This window comes from Nocardioides candidus (assembly GCF_041321175.1).
GTDB lineage: Bacteria > Actinomycetota > Actinomycetes > Propionibacteriales > Nocardioidaceae > Nocardioides.
The window spans coordinates 1,142,418-1,161,656 of sequence record NZ_JBGGWC010000001.1 but is presented as its reverse complement, the minus strand read 5'-3'; the positions used below and the strand labels follow the sequence as shown (position 1 = coordinate 1,161,656).

16 protein-coding genes are annotated in these 19,239 nt (G+C 73.3%); 6 read left to right on the top strand and 10 right to left on the bottom strand.

Features of this window, described 5'->3' with window-relative positions:
- Positions 1 to 4 precede the first annotated feature (4 nt).
- Together ACAX67_RS05705 and ACAX67_RS05700 are read right to left on the bottom strand one after the other, a co-directional pair.
- Positions 5 to 724, bottom strand: a complete 720-nt coding sequence (locus ACAX67_RS05705; RefSeq protein WP_370702846.1) for a hypothetical protein — start codon at positions 722 to 724, stop codon at positions 5 to 7.
- Positions 725 to 854: 130 nt separating this feature from the next.
- Positions 855 to 2,204, bottom strand: coding sequence for a protoporphyrinogen/coproporphyrinogen oxidase (locus tag ACAX67_RS05700; protein ID WP_370702845.1), 1,350 nt, complete (start codon positions 2,202 to 2,204; stop codon positions 855 to 857).
- Positions 2,205 to 2,245: 41 nt separating this feature from the next.
- On the opposite strand from ACAX67_RS05700, the gene ACAX67_RS05695 reads away from it, so the two are divergent.
- Positions 2,246 to 3,034: an NYN domain-containing protein gene (locus tag ACAX67_RS05695; protein ID WP_370702844.1), complete on the top strand. Its 789-nt coding sequence runs from the start codon at positions 2,246 to 2,248 to the stop codon at positions 3,032 to 3,034.
- On the opposite strand, the gene ACAX67_RS05690 is transcribed toward ACAX67_RS05695, so the two are convergent.
- The 4 genes from ACAX67_RS05690 to hemE all read right to left on the bottom strand — a co-directional run bounded on the left by ACAX67_RS05690 (position 3,031) and on the right by hemE (position 6,876).
- On the bottom strand, positions 3,031 to 3,804 hold the full coding sequence (locus ACAX67_RS05690; RefSeq protein WP_370702843.1) for an FAD:protein FMN transferase: 774 nt from the start codon (positions 3,802 to 3,804) through the stop codon (positions 3,031 to 3,033). The genes ACAX67_RS05695 and ACAX67_RS05690 overlap by 4 nt on opposite strands.
- Positions 3,805 to 3,806: 2 nt before the next feature.
- The gene (locus ACAX67_RS05685) at positions 3,807 to 4,313 is read right to left on the bottom strand and encodes an FMN-binding protein (RefSeq protein WP_370703641.1); all 507 of its coding nucleotides are present in this window, start codon (positions 4,311 to 4,313) and stop codon (positions 3,807 to 3,809) included.
- 5 nt (positions 4,314 to 4,318) lie between these two features.
- The gene (locus ACAX67_RS05680) at positions 4,319 to 5,731 is read right to left on the bottom strand and encodes a ferredoxin reductase family protein (protein WP_370702842.1); all 1,413 of its coding nucleotides are present in this window, start codon (positions 5,729 to 5,731) and stop codon (positions 4,319 to 4,321) included.
- Between the two features lie 92 nt (positions 5,732 to 5,823).
- The gene (gene hemE / locus ACAX67_RS05675) at positions 5,824 to 6,876 is read right to left on the bottom strand and encodes a uroporphyrinogen decarboxylase (RefSeq protein WP_370702841.1); all 1,053 of its coding nucleotides are present in this window, start codon (positions 6,874 to 6,876) and stop codon (positions 5,824 to 5,826) included.
- 97 nt (positions 6,877 to 6,973) lie between these two features.
- On the opposite strand from hemE, the gene ACAX67_RS05670 reads away from it, so the two are divergent.
- Both ACAX67_RS05670 and ACAX67_RS05665 read left to right on the top strand, forming a co-directional pair.
- On the top strand, positions 6,974 to 7,588 hold the full coding sequence (locus tag ACAX67_RS05670; protein WP_370702840.1) for a DUF3000 domain-containing protein: 615 nt from the start codon (positions 6,974 to 6,976) through the stop codon (positions 7,586 to 7,588).
- The gene (locus ACAX67_RS05665) at positions 7,588 to 8,859 is read left to right on the top strand and encodes an HRDC domain-containing protein (protein ID WP_370702839.1); all 1,272 of its coding nucleotides are present in this window, start codon (positions 7,588 to 7,590) and stop codon (positions 8,857 to 8,859) included. The genes ACAX67_RS05670 and ACAX67_RS05665 overlap by 1 nt, the downstream gene beginning before the upstream one ends.
- 77 nt (positions 8,860 to 8,936) lie before the next feature.
- Here the strand turns inward: ACAX67_RS05665 and ACAX67_RS05660 are convergent, their stop codons facing one another.
- From ACAX67_RS05660 to ACAX67_RS05645, 4 genes are all read right to left on the bottom strand, one after another.
- Positions 8,937 to 10,328, bottom strand: a complete 1,392-nt coding sequence (locus ACAX67_RS05660) for an extracellular solute-binding protein (RefSeq protein ID WP_370702838.1) — start codon at positions 10,326 to 10,328, stop codon at positions 8,937 to 8,939.
- 208 nt (positions 10,329 to 10,536) lie between these two features.
- On the bottom strand, positions 10,537 to 11,154 hold the full coding sequence (locus ACAX67_RS05655) for a hypothetical protein (RefSeq protein ID WP_370702837.1): 618 nt from the start codon (positions 11,152 to 11,154) through the stop codon (positions 10,537 to 10,539).
- Between the two features lie 9 nt (positions 11,155 to 11,163).
- Entirely contained in the window at positions 11,164 to 15,060 is a 3,897-nt protein-coding gene (gene hrpA, locus ACAX67_RS05650) for an ATP-dependent RNA helicase HrpA (RefSeq protein WP_370702836.1), read from the bottom strand.
- A 99-nt stretch (positions 15,061 to 15,159) separates the two neighbouring features.
- Positions 15,160 to 15,624 (bottom strand): hypothetical protein, encoded by a 465-nt coding sequence (locus ACAX67_RS05645; RefSeq protein WP_370702835.1) that lies wholly within the window; start codon positions 15,622 to 15,624, stop codon positions 15,160 to 15,162.
- A 140-nt stretch (positions 15,625 to 15,764) separates the two neighbouring features.
- Here ACAX67_RS05645 and ACAX67_RS05640 point away from each other — a divergent pair, with 140 nt between their 5' ends.
- From ACAX67_RS05640 to rocD, 3 genes are all read left to right on the top strand, one after another.
- On the top strand, positions 15,765 to 16,487 hold the full coding sequence (locus tag ACAX67_RS05640; protein WP_370702834.1) for a response regulator transcription factor: 723 nt from the start codon (positions 15,765 to 15,767) through the stop codon (positions 16,485 to 16,487).
- A 2-nt stretch (positions 16,488 to 16,489) separates the two neighbouring features.
- Positions 16,490 to 17,902 (top strand): sensor histidine kinase, encoded by a 1,413-nt coding sequence (locus ACAX67_RS05635; RefSeq protein WP_370702833.1) that lies wholly within the window; start codon positions 16,490 to 16,492, stop codon positions 17,900 to 17,902.
- Between the two features lie 65 nt (positions 17,903 to 17,967).
- Complete coding sequence (gene rocD / locus ACAX67_RS05630) at positions 17,968 to 19,200, top strand: ornithine--oxo-acid transaminase (protein WP_370702832.1); 1,233 nt, start codon at positions 17,968 to 17,970, stop codon at positions 19,198 to 19,200.
- Positions 19,201 to 19,239 lie beyond the last annotated feature (39 nt).

Below are 19,239 nucleotides of genomic sequence, written 5' to 3'. Positions count from 1 at the left end.
GCGATCACCGGTTGCCGCGGAAGGCGCGGTCGCCGAAGGCGAAGCCGATCGCGACGACGAGCACGAGGAGGGCGCCGAACATCCCGGAGATGTACTCCAGCGGCGAGACGCCGAACAACGCGGTGAGGCCGCCGAGCACGAGGCCGACGCGACCGATCCAGCGCGGCACGCCGCCCTGCTTGGCGATCGCGAAGAGCGCGAGGCCAGCCAGCCCGGCGAGGACCCACAGCCACGGGATCGTGCCGATCCAGTGGTTGTAGTGGGCGACGTTGTAGTCGTCCACGGAGTCGCGGTCGAAGCTCAGCGACATCATGAACTCGGTGTCGAGACCGGCTCCCATGACCGACACGACGGCCGTGCCGAGGAGACCCGCGAGGGCGACCACGGTCGAGGTGGTCACGCCGACGGCGGCCTTGAGGCGCCCGAAGAGACCGGCCGCGAAGACGACCATGAGGAGCGCGCCGAGCATCGTGATCGAGTGGAAGGCGAACATGTACGGCGCCTGGTCGGCGATCTTGTCGGCGATCTGGTCCGGGTGGCCGACCAGGTCCTTGTCGTAGACGCCGTTGATCGATGACGAGGTCACGATCGTGCCGATGCCGGCGAGGCCGGCGCCGATGCCGGCGAACGCCCAGCGGCGGTCGGCCGGGGCGGTCGCGGGGGCGCGGTCAGGGACGGGAAGGTCCGCACGGACGGGGTTGTGCGTGGTGACGTGGGTGGTCATCGCGGTGTCCTCTCGGGGGGTTCGTGGTTGCGATGACCCGAGGTTGCCGGTCCCAGTGTCCCGGCCCCCAGGGACAGGAGGGCACACCTCGCGGGACACGGGGGTCGTCGTTGTGAGAGTGACCTCTGGGTCACTCTGGCAACGACGCGACGCGGGCGGCGGCGTGGCCGGAGCCGATGCAGGCCGCGATCCCGACGCCGTCGTAGGCCGCACCGCAGACGGCCAGGCCGGGGACCGTGGCGACGTCCGCACGGATCCGGGCGACGCGGTCGAGGTGCCCGACGGCGTACTGCGGGAGGCCACCGCCCCAGCGCTGCACGACCGCGTCGACCGGGCGGGCGGTGAGCCCGGTCGCCTCGGCGAGGTCGGCGAGGGAGGCGCGGACGAGCTCGTCGTCGGGGACCTGCAGGGTCTGCTCCTCCCCGAATCGGCCGAGGGAGGTGCGGAGGACGAGGAGGTCGCCGCCGGCGGCGCGCACCCAGTCCCACTTCGCGAAGGAGAAGGTGGCCGCCTTGATCGCGCGACCGTCGACCGGCGGCACGAGGAAGCCCGACGCGCCGACGTCGATCGACGCCCGGACGTCGGCGGTGGCCTCGAAGGCGAGCGTCACCAGGGCCGACGAGGCGTAGTCGATGGCGCGAAGCTCGGCGGCGGCCGCCGGAGCGAGGTCGGCCAGGAGCCTCGCCGTGGGCGCTGCGGGCGTCGCGAGCACGACGCCGTCGGCCGCTTCCACACCGGCGTCGGTGACGACCGCGAAGCCGTCGGCGGTACGACGGACCTCCCGCACCACCGTGCCGGTCCGAGGGCCGAACCGGCCCGTCGCGGCAAGAGCCGACCCCAGCGCGTCGACGAGGCGCCACATGCCGCCGGGGACGCCGGCGAACACCGGCGACTCGGCGGTGGTCGGGCCTGCGGGGAGGACGACCTCGTGCCGCAGCAGCAGCTCGACGAGCTGCGGTACGGCGGCGCGCGCCGAGATCGCCCGGGCGTGACCCGCGTAGACACCGCCCAGCAGGGGTTCGACGAGGCGGTCGACCACCTCGTCGCCGTACCTCTGTGCGACGAGGTCACCCACGGACACGTCGCCCTCGACCTGCGGGAGCCGCTGCGCGTGCGCACGCGCGGCGCCCTCGGGGGAGAGGATGCCCGAGGCCTCGAGCTGGTCGAGGTCGAGCGGAGCGCCCATCAGCGTGCGCGGGAGCGGGCGCAGGGCGCCGCGGGTCCAGACCCGGGAGGTCGCGGCGGTCGGGTGGGCCACCTCGAGGCCGAGCGCCTGCGCGAGGCCGACGCCTTCCGGACGCCGGTTGACCATCGCCTCCGCGCCGACGTCCACCGAGACCCCGGCGACCTCGCCCCTGCGGAGCTTGCCGCCGACCCGGTCGGTCGCCTCCAGCAGGAGCACCTCGTGGCCCGACTCGGCCAGGTCGCGAGCCGCGGTCAGGCCGCTGATCCCACCGCCCACCACGATCACGCGTCGCACGGGTCCAGCGTCGCAGACGCCGACACGCGATGATGAACCGCATGTCCGAGCCCAATGCGCGCCTCGCCGTGCTGATCGACGCCGACAACACCTCCCCCAAGCACGCCGCAGCCCTCTTCGACGAGCTGGCCTCCTACGGGGTCGCGACCGTGAAGCGGGCGTACGGCGACTGGACGACGCCCCAGCTGAGCGGCTGGAAGAGGGAGCTCAACCAGCACGCGATCGCACCGAAGCAGCAGTTCGCCTACACGACCGGCAAGAACTCGACCGACTCGGCGCTCATCATCGACGCCATGGACCTGCTCTACACGGGCAACGTCGACGCCTTCGCCCTGGTGTCGAGCGACAGTGACTTCACCGGCCTCGCGACCCGGCTCCGCGAGTCCGGCAAGACCGTCTACGGGCTCGGGCTGCGCAAGACCCCGGCCTCCCTGGTCGCGGCCTGCGACCGCTTCATCTACCTCGAGGTGCTGGGCACCGACCCGACGCCGGACGCCGAGCGGTCGCCGACCGAGGAGACGCCGCTCCCGAACCTCCAGAGCCTGCTGACGCGCGCGATCAACGCCGCGTCCGGTGACGACGGGGCCGTCTCGGTCAGCGCCCTCGGCAACTACCTGCGCTCCGCCAGCACCTCCTTCGACCCGCGCCTCTACGGGCACGCCAAGCTCTCGGCCCTGCTGCAGGCCCAGCCCTACCTGACCGTCGAGGGCAGCGGCGGCAGCCAGCAGGTGCGGCTGAAGGGCACGGCGAAGAAGGCGGCCGCCAAGAAGTCGGCGACCTCGAAGGCGTCGGCCAAGAAGTCGGCGACGAAGGCCCAGGGCAAGGACTAGGCGGGCCGGCCGAGCCGGGCCACCTCCGGCGGGCCGAACGGGAGCACCTCGGTGCTCGTCACGGCCAGCCCGGTCCGCCCCCGCGCCCGCAGCCATTCGATCCCCCCGCCGCCGAGGACGAACGCGGCGGTGGCCTCGATGTCGGCCTCGATCAGCGTCGGCGCGACCACCGTCACCTGGCGCAGCCCGGTGGCAGGGCGCCCCGTCCGCGGGTCGACCACGTGCGCTCCGCGGTGGGCGGTCCCCGACGTCGCGACCGCACCGTTGGCGATCTGCAGCACCCCGATCGTCCGGGACGGGTCGTCCGGGTCCTCGATCCCGATCCGCCACGGCGCCGCGCCCGCCCTTCGGGTGCGGCAGACCAGGTCGCCCCCGGCGGCCAGGCAGTAGTCGGTGTCGGCCAGACCTTCCAGGACTGCCGCCGCCCGCTGGACCGCCCACCCCTTCACCACGCCGGACGGGTCGGGCCCGCCGCCGTACGGCGACCGGACCGCCCGGATGTCGAACGCGCCCCCGGACGCGGTGCGCGCCTCCTCGGCGAGGCCCAGCACCTCCACCAGCTCCCGGGGCGCCTCGCGCGCCGCGAGCTCGCCACGGCCCCACCGGTTGACGACGGAGTCCGGACGGTAGGTGCTGAACGTGGCGTCGGCCCACCGCAGCCGGTCCTGCACCGCGGCCCACGCGACATCAGCCGCCGCACCCTCCTCGTGCCTCCCGCGGAGGGCCAGACTGACGACGGTGCCCATCACCTCGAAGCTGTGGCGCCGCACCGTCACACCCCTGCCTGGTCGAGCGCGCTCTGCAGCGACTGCTGGTAGCCGGCGCTGGTGTACGTCGCGCCGCTCACCATGTCGATCGACGCGCTCTGCGCGTCGAGGGTCTCCTGCACCAGGATCGGCAGCGCGTAGGAGCTGATCTCGATGTCGCGACCGTCGCCGGCGGGGTACTCCGGCACCTCCACCGCCACGATCGCTCCGTCCTGCACGGTCAGGGTCACCTGCACCGGGCCGTAGCGCGTGTCGGCCGCCTCCCCCGACACCGTCGAGGTCGCACCGCCTCCCGACGAGCTGCCGGTCGATCCCGACGAGCTGCCGCCCGAGCCCGACGAGCTGCTCGAGCCCGACGTGGTGCTGCTCGAGTCCGACGAGGTGTCGACCGAGCCGACGATCGGCGGCGCTGCCGCGCTGCTGACCTCCGACCCGCTGGTCGAGGTGTGGTAGCCGAACAGCAGCACCACCGCGGTCACCGTGCTGGCGAACCACAGGACGATCCGACGCATCTCACTCACCACCCGAAGCTCTCGACGTGGAGGCGGCTCGACGGATGACCCGCCGCCGCCAGGGACCGGCGGACCAGGTCGGTCCACGCGGCCGGGCCGCACAGGTAGACGTCGCGCTCCGCGATGTCGGGGATCCAGCTCCGCAGCGCGGTCGCGTCGTCGACCGGCCGGCTCAGCGGCGGGAGCCACGAGTCGGGCGCGCGGCGCGGACCGCGCAGCCGGAGCACGTCGGCGCCGCGCGCCTCGGCGATCCGGTCGACCTCGTCGGCGAACAGCCCGGTCGTGCTGCAGCGCTCGACGTAGAACGCCTCGCCCGGCGCGTAGTCCATGCCCTCCAGCAGCGCGCGGAGCGGCGTCATGCCCACGCCCGCGCCGATGAGGGCGACCCGACCTGCCTCGCGAGCGCGAGGGGTGAGCCGGCCGTACGGCCCCTCGACCAGCACCCGGGTGCCGGGCGCCAGCGTGGCGACGGCCGCACTGCCGTCGCCGGCGTCGGCGACCGTGACCCGCAGGCTGCGGCCGTCGGGGGCCGCCGACAACGAGTAGGGGTGCGCCCGGGTGCGCCCCGGACGACCGAGGAAGCGGAACTGGAAGAACTGCCCCGGCTCCGCGCGCAGCCGGTCGAGCCGGCGGCCGGCGAGGTGGACCGACCAGGTGCCGGGCGCCTCCGCCACGACACCGACGACCCGCAGCTGGTGGCGCAGGTTGACGGCCGCGGGGAGCGCGACGCGCCACAGCAGTACGGCGGCCGCACTCGCGCCCCACGCGGTCCACCAGAAGGCGGTCCTCGTGCCCGAGGAGGTGAGGTCGGCGCCGGTCCACAGCTGGTGCGGTAGCGCGAGCCCGACCCCCAGGTAGGCGTAGAGGTGCAGGAGGTGCCAGGACTCGTAGCGCAGCCGGCGTCGCGCCATCCGCACGCTGGTGACCGAGACCATCACCAGGCAGGCCGCGCCGGCGACCGCGAGCAGCATCCCGGGGTAGTCCCAGGTCAGGTCCCAGATCGTGCGCGGCAGTGCGCCGAGCGAGCCGGAGGCGTAGCCCCAGGTGACGGTCACGACGTGGAGCGCGACCAGGTTGATCGAGGTGAAGCCGACCCAGCGGTGCAGCTCGGCGAGCCGGGTCTGGCCGAAGGCACGCTCGAGCACCGGGACCCGTGCCATCAGCAGCACCTGCGCGAGCAGGAGCACCGAGCCGACAAGCCCGCTCAGGCGCCCGATGCTGGTCAGTGCGTCACCAGGGGTGCTGACGTCGGTCACGCCGCCGTCCTGCACCCACCAGTAGCCGACGAGCAGCAGGCCCGCCCAGAGGGCGAGCCCGGCAGCGAGACGCACGCCCTCGTCGTACGCAGCCGTGCGGGGACGGACCGCCGGACGGGTGCGCGGCGGCGCGGGGGGTGGCGCGGTCTGCCAGGTGCTCACGGGGCCTCCAGGTCGGTCGGACGACCCGAGCCTGCGCCGTCCCGGTAGGACGGCCCTGTCGCCGACCTGTGGGCTTCCTGTGAGCGCTCCGCCTAGCCCAGCGGGTAGGACTGGACGAAGTCCGTCAGCCGTGCGAGCTGGTCGGGGTCGGTGGACGGGATGACCCCGTGACCGAGGTTGAAGACATGGCCGTGGGCCGCGCGACCGGCCTCGATGATCTCCGCGGCGCGCGCAGTCATCACGTCGGTCGGCGCGAAGACCAGCGTGGGGTCGAGGTTGCCCTGCACGGCCCGCCCGCCGACGCGCGCGATCCCCTCGGCGAGCGGCGTGCGCCAGTCGACACCCACCACGTCGGCGCCCGCCTCGCCCATCAGGGTCAGCAGGTTGGAGGTGCCGACCCCGAAGTGGATGCGCGGCACGCCGAGCTCCCCCATCCGGGACAGGACCGCGGCGGAGTGCGGCATCACGAACCGCGCGTAGTCGGCGGGGGTCAGCGCGCCTGCCCACGAGTCGAAGAGCTGGATCGCCGAGGCGCCCGCCGCGACCTGGACCTCGAGGAACGCCGCCGAGATGCCGGCGATCTTGCGCATCAGCGCGTCCCAGACGTCGGGCGCACCGAACATCAGCGCCTTCGTCCTGGCGTGCTCCTTGGAGGGCCCGCCCTCGACGAGGTACGACGCCACGGTGAACGGCGCTCCGGCGAACCCGATGAGCGGGGTGCCCCCGTTGGTGCCGGCGAGCTCGGAGACGAGCGTGCGCACGGCCTCGGTGATGAACGGCACGTGGTCGGGCGTGAGGTCGGGGATCGCCTCGACGTCGGCGATGGTCCGCACCGGCTCTGCGACCACGGGTCCGATGCCCGGCTTGATGTCGAGGTCGACCCCGACGGCCTTCAGCGGGAGCACGATGTCGGAGAAGAAGATGGCGGCGTCGACGCCGTACCGCCGCACCGGCTGGAGCGTGATCTCGGTGACCAGCTCGGCGTTCATGCAGGACTCGAGCATGCCGACGCCCTCGCGGAGCGCGAGGTACTCCGGCAGCGACCGGCCCGCCTGGCGCATGAACCACACCGGCGTGTGCGGCACCGGCTCGCCGCGGACCGCCTTGAGGAACGCGCTGTCGCTGAGGTCGTGTTGCTCACCCATATCGTGCACAGGTTCTCAGGTCGCGCGCGTGCGGCGCACATCGGCGGGGCGGCGCGCCGCGGTTCCGATCCCGTCAGCGTCTCCTATGGTGGGCCCTATGGTCGCCCGCCAGGAGTCGCACCAGGGGTCCGGCGCGGCCGGTGAGCCCCCGGAGTTCAGCGCCGCCGTGGCGAGCATGCGCGCAGCCGTCCTGCGCCCGGAGGTCTTCTGCGAGGAGATGCCGGCGCCGCAGCGCATCGCCCCCCACGCCACCGCGCTGTCCGCCGACGTGACCCTCGACGACGAGGAGGTCGCGACCGGCCGGATCGTGCTCCTGCACGACCCCGCCGGCAACGACGCCTGGGACGGCACCTTCCGCTGCGTGGCCTACTGCCGCGCCGAGATCGACCACGACCTGGCGACCGACCCGCTGCTGACCGACGTGGGCTGGACCTGGCTCACCGACGCCCTCGAGTCGCACGGCGCGTCGCACTCCATGCTGTCGGGGACGGTGACCCGGGTCGCCACCGAGAGCTACGGCACGATGGCCGGCGACGGCGGTTCGGCGCAGCTGGAGCTGCGGGCCTCCTGGACCCCGACCGACGCGCCCGACCTCGCCGCGCACGTCGAGGCGTGGGGCGAGCTCCTCTGCACCGCCGGCGGTCTCGAGCCGGTGCCCGAGGGCGTCGCCGTGATGCCGTCGCGGCGCGGCCAGCGAGGCTCCGCGATCTGATGGCGGAGTCACCGACGACCGAGCCCGAGGAGGACCTCCCCGAGCCGGAGCCCGAAGTCGCGCTGCTCGCGCTGGCCGACGGACTGCCGCCCGTCATCGACACCGACGAGGCGCTCGCCGACTACGCCGCCAAGCTCGCCGCGGGCAGCGGCCCGGTCGCCATCGACGCCGAGCGGGCGTCCGGCTACCGCTACTCCAACCGCGCCTACCTGGTGCAGCTGCGCCGGGTCGGTGCGGGCACCGGGCTCGTGGACCCGATCCCGCTCACCACGCTGGCACCGCTGCAGGAGGCCATCGGCGACGCCGAGTGGATCCTGCACGCGGCCACCCAGGACCTGCCCTGCCTCGCCGAGATCGGCCTCACCCCGGCGGCGCTCTTCGACACCGAGCTGGCGGGGCGGCTGCTGAACTACCCGCGGGTCGGGCTCGCGACGCTGGTCGAGACCCTGCTCGGCGCGCGGATGAAGAAGGAGCACTCGGCCGTGGACTGGTCCACGCGCCCGTTGCCCCAGCCCTGGCTGGAGTACGCCGCCCTCGACGTCGAGGTGCTCGTCGAGCTGCGGCAGCTGCTGGCCGACCAGCTCGTCGAGGCGGGCAAGGACGACTGGGCGCGCCAGGAGTTCGACAACCTGCGCTCCTTCGAGCCGGCTGTGCGCGTGGACGCCTGGCGCCGTACGTCCGGGTTGCACAAGGTCCGCGGCCGCCGCGCCCTCGGCGCCGTGCGGGCGCTGTGGGAGGCGCGCGACCAGCTCGCCCGCGAGCGCGACGTGACCCCCGGACGACTGATCCCCGACTCCGCCATCGTCGCGGCGGCCACCGCGATGCCGACCAACCGCAGCGCGCTGATGTCGACCCAGGGCTTCCACGGCCGCGGCGCGTCCCGGTTCGCCCCGATCTGGCTGGACGCGCTCCGCGCCGCCGCCGAGATGGACGAGTCGGAGCTGCCCAGCCGCACGCCTCGCGGCGACGGGCCGCCCGCGCCCCGGGCATGGGCGGAGAAGAGCCCGGTCGCCGCCCGCCGGCTCGAGATCGCCAAGGCCGCGGTCTCCGCACTCGCCGAGGAGCACCAGCTCCCGACCGAGAACCTGCTGACGCCCGACCACCTGCGGCGGGCCATGTGGGAGCCGCCCTCCACCCGCGACCCGGTCGAGCTGCTCGAGCGCCTCATCGACCAGCTGCGTGGCTACGGCGCCCGGAGCTGGCAGATCGGGCTCACCGCCCCCGCCCTGGCGCGGGCCGTCCTCGACGCTGAGGCGCCGAAAGCGGGATAGTCCCCCACGTTCGGCACCTCATTTCGGCGAATTCGGGTGCCGAAGGTGGGGGACTACCCCCCGCGAGGAGCTGCGGACTACGGGGTCGCCGACCCGCTGGGTCCGTCGCTGGGCTCCTCCGGCTTGAGGACCGGCTGCGACTTCTCGTCGATCGCGCTGAGCTCGGCGTCCAGGTCGTCGATCCGCGGCTGGGTGAAGAGCCGCTCGATGTCGGGGTCGACCGCGGACTCCAGCTGCGGCCACACCTGGATGAGCGGCGGCAGCACGATCGAGCGGGTCGCGTCGACGAAGCCACGCGCGTTGGCGGGCTGCTGGTCGGGCTGCAGGAAGGCGTCGGAGAAGCTGACGTCGATCTTGGTGGGCTGGACGTAGCCGGTCTCCGCGAGGGTGGCGACGGCGTCGTCGCTCAGGAGATCGACGAGGAAGTCGGCGGACTGCTCGACCCGCTCCTGCGGTCCCTCGGCCACGCACACGCCGTTGAGCTCGCCGATGGTCGCGTCGTCGTCGAGCTCGGGCATCGGCATCACGTCGAAGTGCAGGCCCTGGGCCGACCGCAGCTCGGGGGTGAGGTCGCGGTAGCCCGCGATCATGCCGAGCTTCCCGTCCTTGAACCGGGCGAGCGGCGACTCCGACTGGAGCTCCTTGTTGCTCAACGTGATGGTCGGGTCACGCAGCACCTCGAGCGTCTTGCCGATCGCGTCGGACGCGTCGCCATCGGCCAGGGCGAGCGAGGTCGGGTCACGGTCGTCGTCGAAGAGCTTGCCGCCGCCGGCGTAGACGAACGGGGCGATGCCGGTCAGGCTCGGCTCGATGTAGACACCCTTGGTGCCCTTGCGCGGCCGGCTCGCGAAGGTCGCGGCGGCGCGGAACATGTCGAGCGTCCAGTACTCCTTGTCCTCCGGCGGCACCGGCAGGTCGCGCGCGGCCATCCGCTCGAAGTTCACCAGGTCGGTGTTGTAGTAGATGACCATCGGCGACGTGCTGTAGGGCATGCACTGGAGCGTGTCGTCGGCGGAGAAGGCCGAGATCGCACCGCGCTGGAACTCGTCGCCGAAGGCGATGCCGCGCGCGTCGAGCAGGTCGAGCACCGGCCGGTTCCGCTTGGCCTCCATGGTCTCGGCAAGGTCGTCGCGCGGTAGCAGGTAGAGGTCGGGGATCACCTCGCCCGAGCGGATGTCGGCCAGCATGGACGCCGCGTCGGGCCAGGCCTCGACGTGGACGTCGACGACCTTCGACGTCTCGTTGTAGTCGGCGACGATCTTGCGATAGGCCGCGACCTCGGCATCGTTGCCCCACACCGCGAACACCAGTCGCGCCATGCCCTGGCTGGTGCTGACCGGGCCGTGGCTCGGACGCTTCGGCTTGGGGTCGTGACCGTTGGAGTAGAGCACCATCCCGACCACGACGCTGACCGCCACGACGACGACCGCCGCTGTGGTGCGCCAGTCGAAGCGCGCGGCGCTGCTCATCGCGTTGGTCTCCTGTCCGTGGGCGGCCCGTACCGGCGGCCACCTTACCCAGCGGTAAAGGCGAGGACGCGCGAGGAGGCTTCGTCGAGTGCACCGGGCCGGGAGCGCCTCACGGCGCGTGGCCGCTCGTAGCGGCTAATTTTGGGACCCGGGGCTGCCGCGACCCGGCGCACTCGAGTCCCCATTGTAGTGGGCCGGGCACAGGGATTCAGCCCAAGCCGCGGGCCAGCTCCACATGGCCGGCCGCCTCGAGCTGCTCGGCGAGGCCGAGCATCCGTCGTACGCCGACGTCGCTCGTGCCGGGCAGGCCGGCCCGCCCGGTGGCGACCACGCGGGCGAAGGCGGCGGCGCGGAAGAGCACGTCGGCGAAGTCGCCGCGCGCTATGCCCCCGAGGACCTCGTCGATCATCGCCCGGAGCTGGTCGGGCCCGGGCGGGTCGGCGACGCCGGCGACGACGCGCGCGACCTGCGCCGAGGCGCGCCCCGCCTCGAACTCGCGGGCCACGCCGGCCGGGTCGGCGTAGACCCACGAGCGCAGCAGGTAGAGCCGCCACAGGCAGCCGGCGAGCGAGTCGGGCGTGGACCCAGACCAGACCTCGGCGATGGCCTCGATGCCCTCGGTGTCGGCCAGGTGGACGAGCCGGTCGGCCACGTCGGCGTCGCCGCTCTCACGGGCGCCCCGCACCAGCAGGTGCGCGGCGCGGTCGCCGGCCTCGCGCAACCGCTCCGGGTCGGCGTCGCCGCCCGCGAACGCGGCGAAGAAGTCCGCCGTGCGGGGCGCGGGTCGGTGGTGCGGTCGTCCCTTCCCGCTCGACTGGTCAGCCACGCCGACAGGTTACGACCCGGAGTCGAGCAGCTTGCGGATGCGGACGTCGCTCACCTTGCCGGCCGTGCCGAGCTGCGGGGCCCACAGCGAGACGCGGAACTCCTCGAGCTGCCACCGCACCTGCCGCAGCGCGGCCGAGGGCGGCCGGCCGGCCGGCAGTGCCTCGATCCGGTGCAGGTAGGCCTCCTGCAGCGGCAGCACGCGGTCGAGCCACTCGCGGTCACGCGCGACGGCCATGCCGCTCTCACCGAGCTGTTCGCGGCGACGGCGCGCGGCCGCGAGGTAGACGGGGTAGCGACGCAGCTGACGAGCGCCGGCCTCACCGACGAAGCCCGGCGCGAAGAGACGGCCGACCTGGGCCTGCAGGTCGGAGAGCGCGGGCAGCAGGAGCAGCTCGGCACGGCCGCTCAGGAGCCGGTCGGTCTCGCGGTGGGCGTCGAGCACGCGGAGCAGGTCGGGGACCAGCCCGCGGACCGCCGCGGCAGCATCGGCGCGCAGCGAGGCCAGGAGGGCGTCGTGCTGCTGCTGGGTCCGGACGACCCCGCCCTCCCCCGCCCTGGAGTCGACGGAGTCGACGGCGTCGACGACGACGGCGCGCAGGCAGTCGGCGAGGAGCGCCTGCACGGTGGGGTACGACGTGCCGGTGAGCCGCAGCTTCTCCTCGTTGGAGAGGCCGTCGAGCAGGCCGGCGAGCGGGGCGTCCCCCAGCTCGCCCAGGAGCAGTCGCACCACGCCGAGCCGGTGCCGCGCGTCGCGCTCCTCGGCCGAGCCGAACACCTGGAGGCCGACGGTCGTGCCCTCGTCGACCAGCCCGGGGAACGCCTCGACCTCGTGGCCGGCGCGGGTCCAGGTCGCGGTCGCCGCGACGTCACCGAACACCCACGTCCGCTCGCCGGTGCGGGCGACTCCGCTGTCGGCGGCGACCTCGGCCATCGCCTTCTCGAATCGCGGTCGCAGCGGCGCCTTCAGCGCCGCGAGGTCCTTGCCACGGGCCTGCTCACGCCCGGTGTCGTCGACGACGCGGTAGGTCGGCCGCAGGTGTGCGGGCAGCTGCGCCAGGCCCCACGCGTCGCGCGGGACGTGCACGCCGGTCGTCGAGCGCAGGTAGCGCTCGAGCGCGTCGAGGAGCGGCTCCTCGCCCGCCGGGACCTGCTGGAGGAAGGCGCGGGCAGTGTTGGGTGCGGGAACGAAGTTGACCCGCAGCTGCTTCGGCAGGCTGCGCAGGAGCTCGGTGACCAGCTCCTCGCGCAGACCGGGGACGTTCCAGGAGAAGTCCTCGTCGCCGACCCGGTTGAGCACGGCGACGGGCACGTCGATGGTGATGCCGTCGTCGGCCGCGCCGGGCTCGAAGTGGTAGGCCAGGCCGAAGGTCAGGCCGCCGTCGGCAACCCAGTGCTCGGGGTAGTCCTGCTCGGTCACCTCGGCCGCAGCGTCGTGGGTGAGCATCGCCGGGTCGAAGGTGAGCAGGTCGGGCCGGTCGCGGCGGGTCGTCTTCCACCACTGGTCGAAGTGCGCGCCGCTCACGACCTCGGCCCCGACGCGCGCGTCGTAGAAGTCGAAGAGGGTGTGCTCATCCACGACCAGGTCACGCCGTCGGGCGCGGTGCTCGAGCTCCTCGGCCTGCTGCAGCAACCGGCGGTTGTGGTGGAAGAACTGGTGGCGCGTGGACCACTCGCCGTAGACGAGCGCGTGGCGGATGAAGAGCTCGCGCGACAGCTCGCGATCCACCTTGCCGTAGGACACGAGGCGATCGGCGGCCAGCGGGACGCCGTACAGGGTGACGCGCTCGCGGGCCATCACCGACTGCCGCTTCTGCGACCAGTGCGGCTCCGAGTAGGTCCGCTTCACGAGATGACCGCCGAGCTGCTCGGCCCACTCGGGCTGGACGGCGGCGTTCTGCCGCGCCCACAGCCGGCCGGTCTCGACGAGCTCGAAGGACATCACGAACGGCGGGTTCTTCCGCGCGAGACCGCTGCCGGGGAAGATCGCGAACTTCGCGCCGCGCGCGCCGAGGTACTCGCGCGGACCGGGCCGGCGCTGCTGCTTCTGGCCCGGACGCGCCCGCTCCCGCTCCTCGAGCAGTCCGATGTGGCTCAGCAGGCCGGAGAGGAGGGCCTGGTGGATCCCGTCGGCGTCGTAGGGCGCTCCCCCGCTCTCCGAGGACGCTGGTTGAGGAGCGCGACGCGAGGAACGAGCGTCGCGCGTCTCGAAACCCATCTCCTTGGCGACCTGGCGCAGCTGGCTCTGGAACTCCTGCCACTCGCGCACGCGCAGGTAGTGGAGGTACTCCCGCTTGCACATCCGTCGGAAGGCGCTGCCCGAGAGCTCGCGCTGCTGCTCGCGCAGGTAGCGCCAGAGGTTGAGCAGGGTGAGGAAGTCCGAGCCCTCGGCCTTGAAACGCGCGTGCGCCTGGTCGGCGCGCGCCCGCTCGGCGGGCTGGTCCGCGCTCGGCCGCTCGCGCGGGTCCTGCAGCGACAGGGCGGCGACGATGACGAGCACGTCGCGCACGCAGCCGAGCCGCTCGGCCTCGATCAGCATGCGACCGAGCCGCGGGTCGACCGGGAGGCGGGCCAGCCGCTGCCCGACCTTGGTGAGCCGCTCGCCCCGCGTCGCGCCGAGCTCCTCGAGCAGCTGCTGCCCGGCCTGCACGTTGCGGCGGTCGGGCGGCTCGACGAACGGGAACCGCGCGATGTCGCCCAGCCCGAGCGCGGTCATCTGGAGGATGACGGAGGCCAGGTTGGTGCGCAGGATCTCCGGGTCGGTGAACTCCGGTCGGGACTCGAAGTCCTCCTCGCCGTACAACCGGACGGCGATGCCGGCCGCGACCCGGCCGCACCGGCCGGACCGCTGGTTGGCCGAGGCCTGGCTGATCGGCTCGATCGGCAGCCGCTGCACCTTGGTGCGCGCGGAGTAGCGGGAGATCCGCGCGACGCCCGTGTCCACGACGTAGCGGATGCCGGGCACGGTCAGCGACGTCTCGGCGACGTTGGTGGCGAGCACGATCCGGCGCCGGCTGTCCCGCGCGGGGGCGAAGACGCGGTGCTGGTCGGCGGCGGACAGGCGCGAGTAGAGCGGGAGCACGTCGACCCCGCGCGGTCCCTCGGCCAGGGGCTGCAACGCCTCGGCGGTGTCGCGGATCTCGCGCTCACCCGGAAGGAAGACGAGCACGTCGCCGGGTCCCTCGGCGGACAGCTCCTTGACCGCCTCGACGATCGCCTCCGTCGGGTCGCGGACGATCAGCTCGCCCTCGTCGTCCGCCGGGTCGTCGGTGGTCGAGCCCGTCGAGACCAGCGGGCGGTAGCGGATCTCGACGGGGTAGGTGCGCCCCGACACCTCGATGATCGGCGCGGGCTCGCCGCGACGGTCGGCGAAGTGCTCGGCGAACCGCTGGGGGTCGATCGTCGCGCTCGTGATGATCAGCTTGAGATCCGGTCGTCTCGGCAACAGCTGCCGCAGGTAGCCGAGCAGGAAGTCGATGTTGAGGCTGCGCTCGTGGGCCTCGTCGATGATGATCGTGTCGTAGCGCCGCAGCATCCGGTCGCGCTGCAGCTCCGCGAGGAGGATGCCGTCGGTCATCAGCTTCAGCCGGCTGGCCTTCGACGTACGGTCCGTGAACCGCACCTGGTAGCCGACCACGTCGCCCAGCTCGATGCCGAGCTCCTCGGCGATGCGCTCCGACACCGAGCGGGCGGCGATCCTGCGGGGCTGGGTGTGCCCGATCATCCGCCGGCGCCCGTTGTCGTCCGGTGCCCCGCGGCCCAGCTCGAGACAGATCTTCGGGAGCTGGGTCGTCTTGCCCGACCCGGTCTCGCCGGCCACGACCACGACCTGGTGGTCACGGATCGCCTGCGCGATGTCGTCGCGTCGGGCGCTGACCGGCAGCTCCGGCGGGTAGGTGATCTTCACGGCGGGGACATTCTCCCCCGCGTGCCGCGACGGGCGCGAACCGTTAGCGACACCGGGTGCCCGATGCGTCGCGGTCCGCGCTCCGCCGCAGTGCCGGACTCAGCCCTGCGAGTAGCTGCTGTCCGACCCCGAGCCGCTGGCGGAGCCGCTGTCGGAGCCGCTGTCGGAGCCCGAGTCGCTGTCCGAGCCCGGCGGCACCGGGAGGTCGCCGTCGTCGTCGGAGTCGTCGTCCTGGCCGGGCATTCCGGGGAAGCCCTCCCGCTGTCCCGGGGGTACGGCGGGCATCCCTCCCTGCGGCACGAGCTGCCCCATCTCGGGCGGCCGCCGGTGGTCACCGCCGTCGCCGTCGGTCACCAGTGCCGTCGTGACCGCGCCGCCGGCGGCACCGAGGATCACCCCGGCGGCGGCGACCGCTGCCACCGAGCGGACCCGGAAGACCCGATCGCGCCACGGGGTCCTCACCTCGGCGGGCGGCGCGGCCGCGGTGGCGGCGGGCGGCACCTCGACGGGCTCGATGGGCGCGGCCGGCGTGAGGTCCTGGTCGTTGTCGTCGTGTTCGTTCATGCGGCAGACGGTCGCCCGCGATCCTGTGGCCGACCTGTGCAGGACCAACGCGACAGCCGTGACCAACGGCCCCGCGGGCCCACGCCGCGCCCACATCCCGCTCACAGGAAACGCACAGGGTGCGGCGACAGACTGTGCACATGACGCAGACGGACGACCTCACCCGCCCCGACGGCTCCCCCGTGCGGGTGCTCGTCGTCGACGACGAGGTCAACATCGCCGAGCTGATCGCGATGGCGCTGCGCTACGAGGGCTGGAACGTCGACGTCGCCCACACCGGCACCAGGGCAGTGGCGGCGGCGAAGGCCGAGCGGCCCGACGTCGTCGTGCTGGACTGGATGCTCCCGGACTTCGACGGGCTCGAGGTGCTGCGCCGCATCCGGGCGGCCGAGCCCGCCGTACCCGTCCTCTTCCTGACCGCCCGCGACGCCGTCGAGGACCGGGTCGCCGGCCTCACGGCCGGGGGCGACGACTACGTGACGAAGCCGTTCTCCCTCGAGGAGCTGGTGGCCCGCCTGCGTGCGCTGGTACGACGGGCGGGACTCGCCGTGACCCAGGGCGACTCGCTGCTCACGGTCGGCGACCTCACCCTCGACGAGGACTCCCACGAGGTGGTGCGGGCCGGCGAGGAGATCCACCTCACGGCGACCGAGTACGAGCTGCTGCGCTTCCTCATGCGCAACCCCAAACGGGTGCTCAGCAAGGCCCAGATCCTCGACCGCGTGTGGAACTACGACTTCGGCGGCCAGGCCAACGTCGTCGAGCTCTACATCTCCTACCTGCGCCGCAAGATCGACGCCGGGCGCGACCCGATGATCCACACCATGCGCGGCGCGGGCTACGTGCTCAAGCCGGCGAGCTGAACGTGCGCGTCCTGCCCCGCACCCTCTCGAGCCGCCTGGTCCTGACGGCCGTCGCGCTGGTGGCCGTCGTGTCAGCGCTCCTCGCGACGGCGACGACCGTGGTGATGCAGGACTACCTGACCGACCAGCTCGACGCGAAGGTGCTGAGCTCCACCCACCGAGTCGCGCCGCCCGACGACTTCCGGGACTTCCCGCAGCCGGGTGACGGCCAGCCCAGCGACGACGGGCTCATCCGCGCCGTCGGCAACCACGAGCCGGGGACGATCGTCGTCATCGGCGACGACGGCTTCGTGCTCGGCGACGGGCCCGACGACCAGACGTCGATCAGCTCCTCCGCCGTCGACCTCCTGCAGGACGTGCCGGCGGACGGCCACGTGCACGAGGTCGACGTGCCGGGCTACGGCGACTACCGCGTCGCCGTGGATGACGACGGCGACGTCGTGACGGGGCTCCCGACCGACGACGTCGACGCCGCGGTCGCCTCCTTGATCCGCTGGGAGCTGGCGCTGGCCCTGCTCTCGGTCGTCGCGGCCGCGCTGGCCGGGAGCGCCGTCGTACGACGCCAGCTCCGCCCGCTCTCCGACGTGGCCGCGACCGCGCACTCGGTGGCCGAGCAGCCGCTGGGGTCCGGTGCGGTGGGCGAGCTGGCCCGCGTGCCGGAGCGGCTCACCGACCCCGACACCGAGGTCGGCCAGGTCGGCCAGGCCCTCAACACCCTGCTCGAGCACGTCGAGTCGTCCCTCGAGGCACGGCACCGCAGCGAGCAGCAGGTCCGGCAGTTCGTCGCCGACGCCTCCCACGAGCTGCGGACGCCGCTGACCACGATCGCGGGCTACACCGAGCTGGCGCGCCGCCGCAACGACCCGGAGGCGACCTCGACCGCCCTCGCCAAGGTCGAGGAGGAGGCCGCGCGGATGACCGCGCTCGTCGAGGACCTGCTGCTGCTCGCGCGCCTCGACGCCGGCCGGCCGCTCGCCCAGGAGCCGGTCGACCTCACCCGGCTGCTCCTCGAGGCGGTCGCCGACGCCCGCGTCGTCGCGCCCGACCACGCCTGGCACCTCGAGCTCGACGGTGACCTGCCGGTCGAGGTCGTCGGCGACGCCGACCGGCTGCACCAGGTGATCACCAACCTGCTGACCAACGCCCGGAAGTACACACCCGCCGGCACCACGGTCACCGTCGCCGTCGACCCGCACGGCTTCGAGGTGCGCGACGACGGCCCGGGCTTCCCGCCCGACCTCCTGCCGGTGGCGTTCGAGCGGTTCTCGCGCGGCGACGTGTCCCGCCACCGCGAGGGTGGCCTGGGCCTGGGCCTGGCCCTGGTGCAGGCGATCGTCACGGCGCACGGGGGCACGGTGACGCTCAGCAGCGAGCCCGGCCGCACGGCGATCCGGGTGCAATTCCAGATTGTCTGACAATCCGTGGTAGACAGGGTGCTGACAGGCTCGCCAGAGGGCACGAGCATCGAGGAGGGCGGGACATGAGCATCACCACCGGCACGACGAGCGCGACCACGGCCGCCACGCCGATCGAGGTCGAGCGCGCCGAGGCGCGCACGGCGCACAACTACCACCCGCTGCCGGTCGTGCTCGCCCACGGCGAGGGCGCGTGGATGACCGACGTCGACGGCAACCGCTTCCTCGACCTGCTCGCCGGCTACTCCGCCCTCAACTTCGGGCACAGCCACCCGCGCCTCGTCGCAGCGGCCCACGCCCAGCTCGACAAGCTGACGCTGACCAGCCGCGCGTTCATCCACGACACGTTCGCCGACTTCTGCGCCGCCCTCGGCGACCTGTGCGGCAAGGAGCTCGTGCTCCCCATGAACACCGGCGCCGAGGCCGTGGAGACGGCCATCAAGGTGAGTCGCAAGTGGGGCTACGAGGTCAAGGGCGTGCCCGCCGACCGGGCCCGCATCATCGTCGCGAGCGGCAACTTCCACGGCCGCACGACCACCATCGTCGGCTTCTCCGACGACCCCGACGCACGCGACGGCTTCGGTCCGTTCACGCCCGGCTTCGACACGGTGGCGTACGGCGACCTGGCGGCCCTCGAGGCCGCGATCACCCCCGACACGGTGGCTGTCCTCATCGAGCCGATCCAGGGCGAGGGCGGCGTGGTCATCCCGCCCGAGGGCTACCTGCGCGGCGTGCGCGAGCTGTGCACGCGCCACGACGTGCTCTTCGCCGCCGACGAGATCCAGGCCGGCCTCGGCCGCACGGGCCGGACCTTCGCCTGCGACCACGAGGGGGTCGTGCCCGACCTCTACGTCCTCGGCAAGGCGCTCGGCGGCGGCATCGTGCCCGTGTCGGCGGTCGTCGGCAACCGCGACGTGCTCGGCGTCCTCAAGCCCGGCCAGCACGGCTCGACCTTCGGCGGCAACCCGCTCGCCTGCGCAGTCGGCCACGAGGTCGTCCAGATGCTCGCCACCGGTGAGCACCAGGACCGCGCCGCCGAGCTCGGCGCGATCCTCCATGACCGGCTCGCCGCGCTGGTCGGCAACGGCGTCGTCGGCTTCCGCGTCCGCGGCCTCTGGGCGGGCATCGACATCGACCCCGCCATCGGCACCGGCCGCGAGGTCTGCGAGCGGCTGATGGCCCGCGGCGTGCTCGCCAAGGACACCCACGGCTCGACGATCCGCCTCGCTCCCCCGCTGGTCATCACCGAGGACGACCTCCACTGGGGCATCGACCAGCTGGCCGCCGTACTCGCCTGAGGATCGGTAGGGCTGGCCAACGGCCCTCGGGGTAACTCC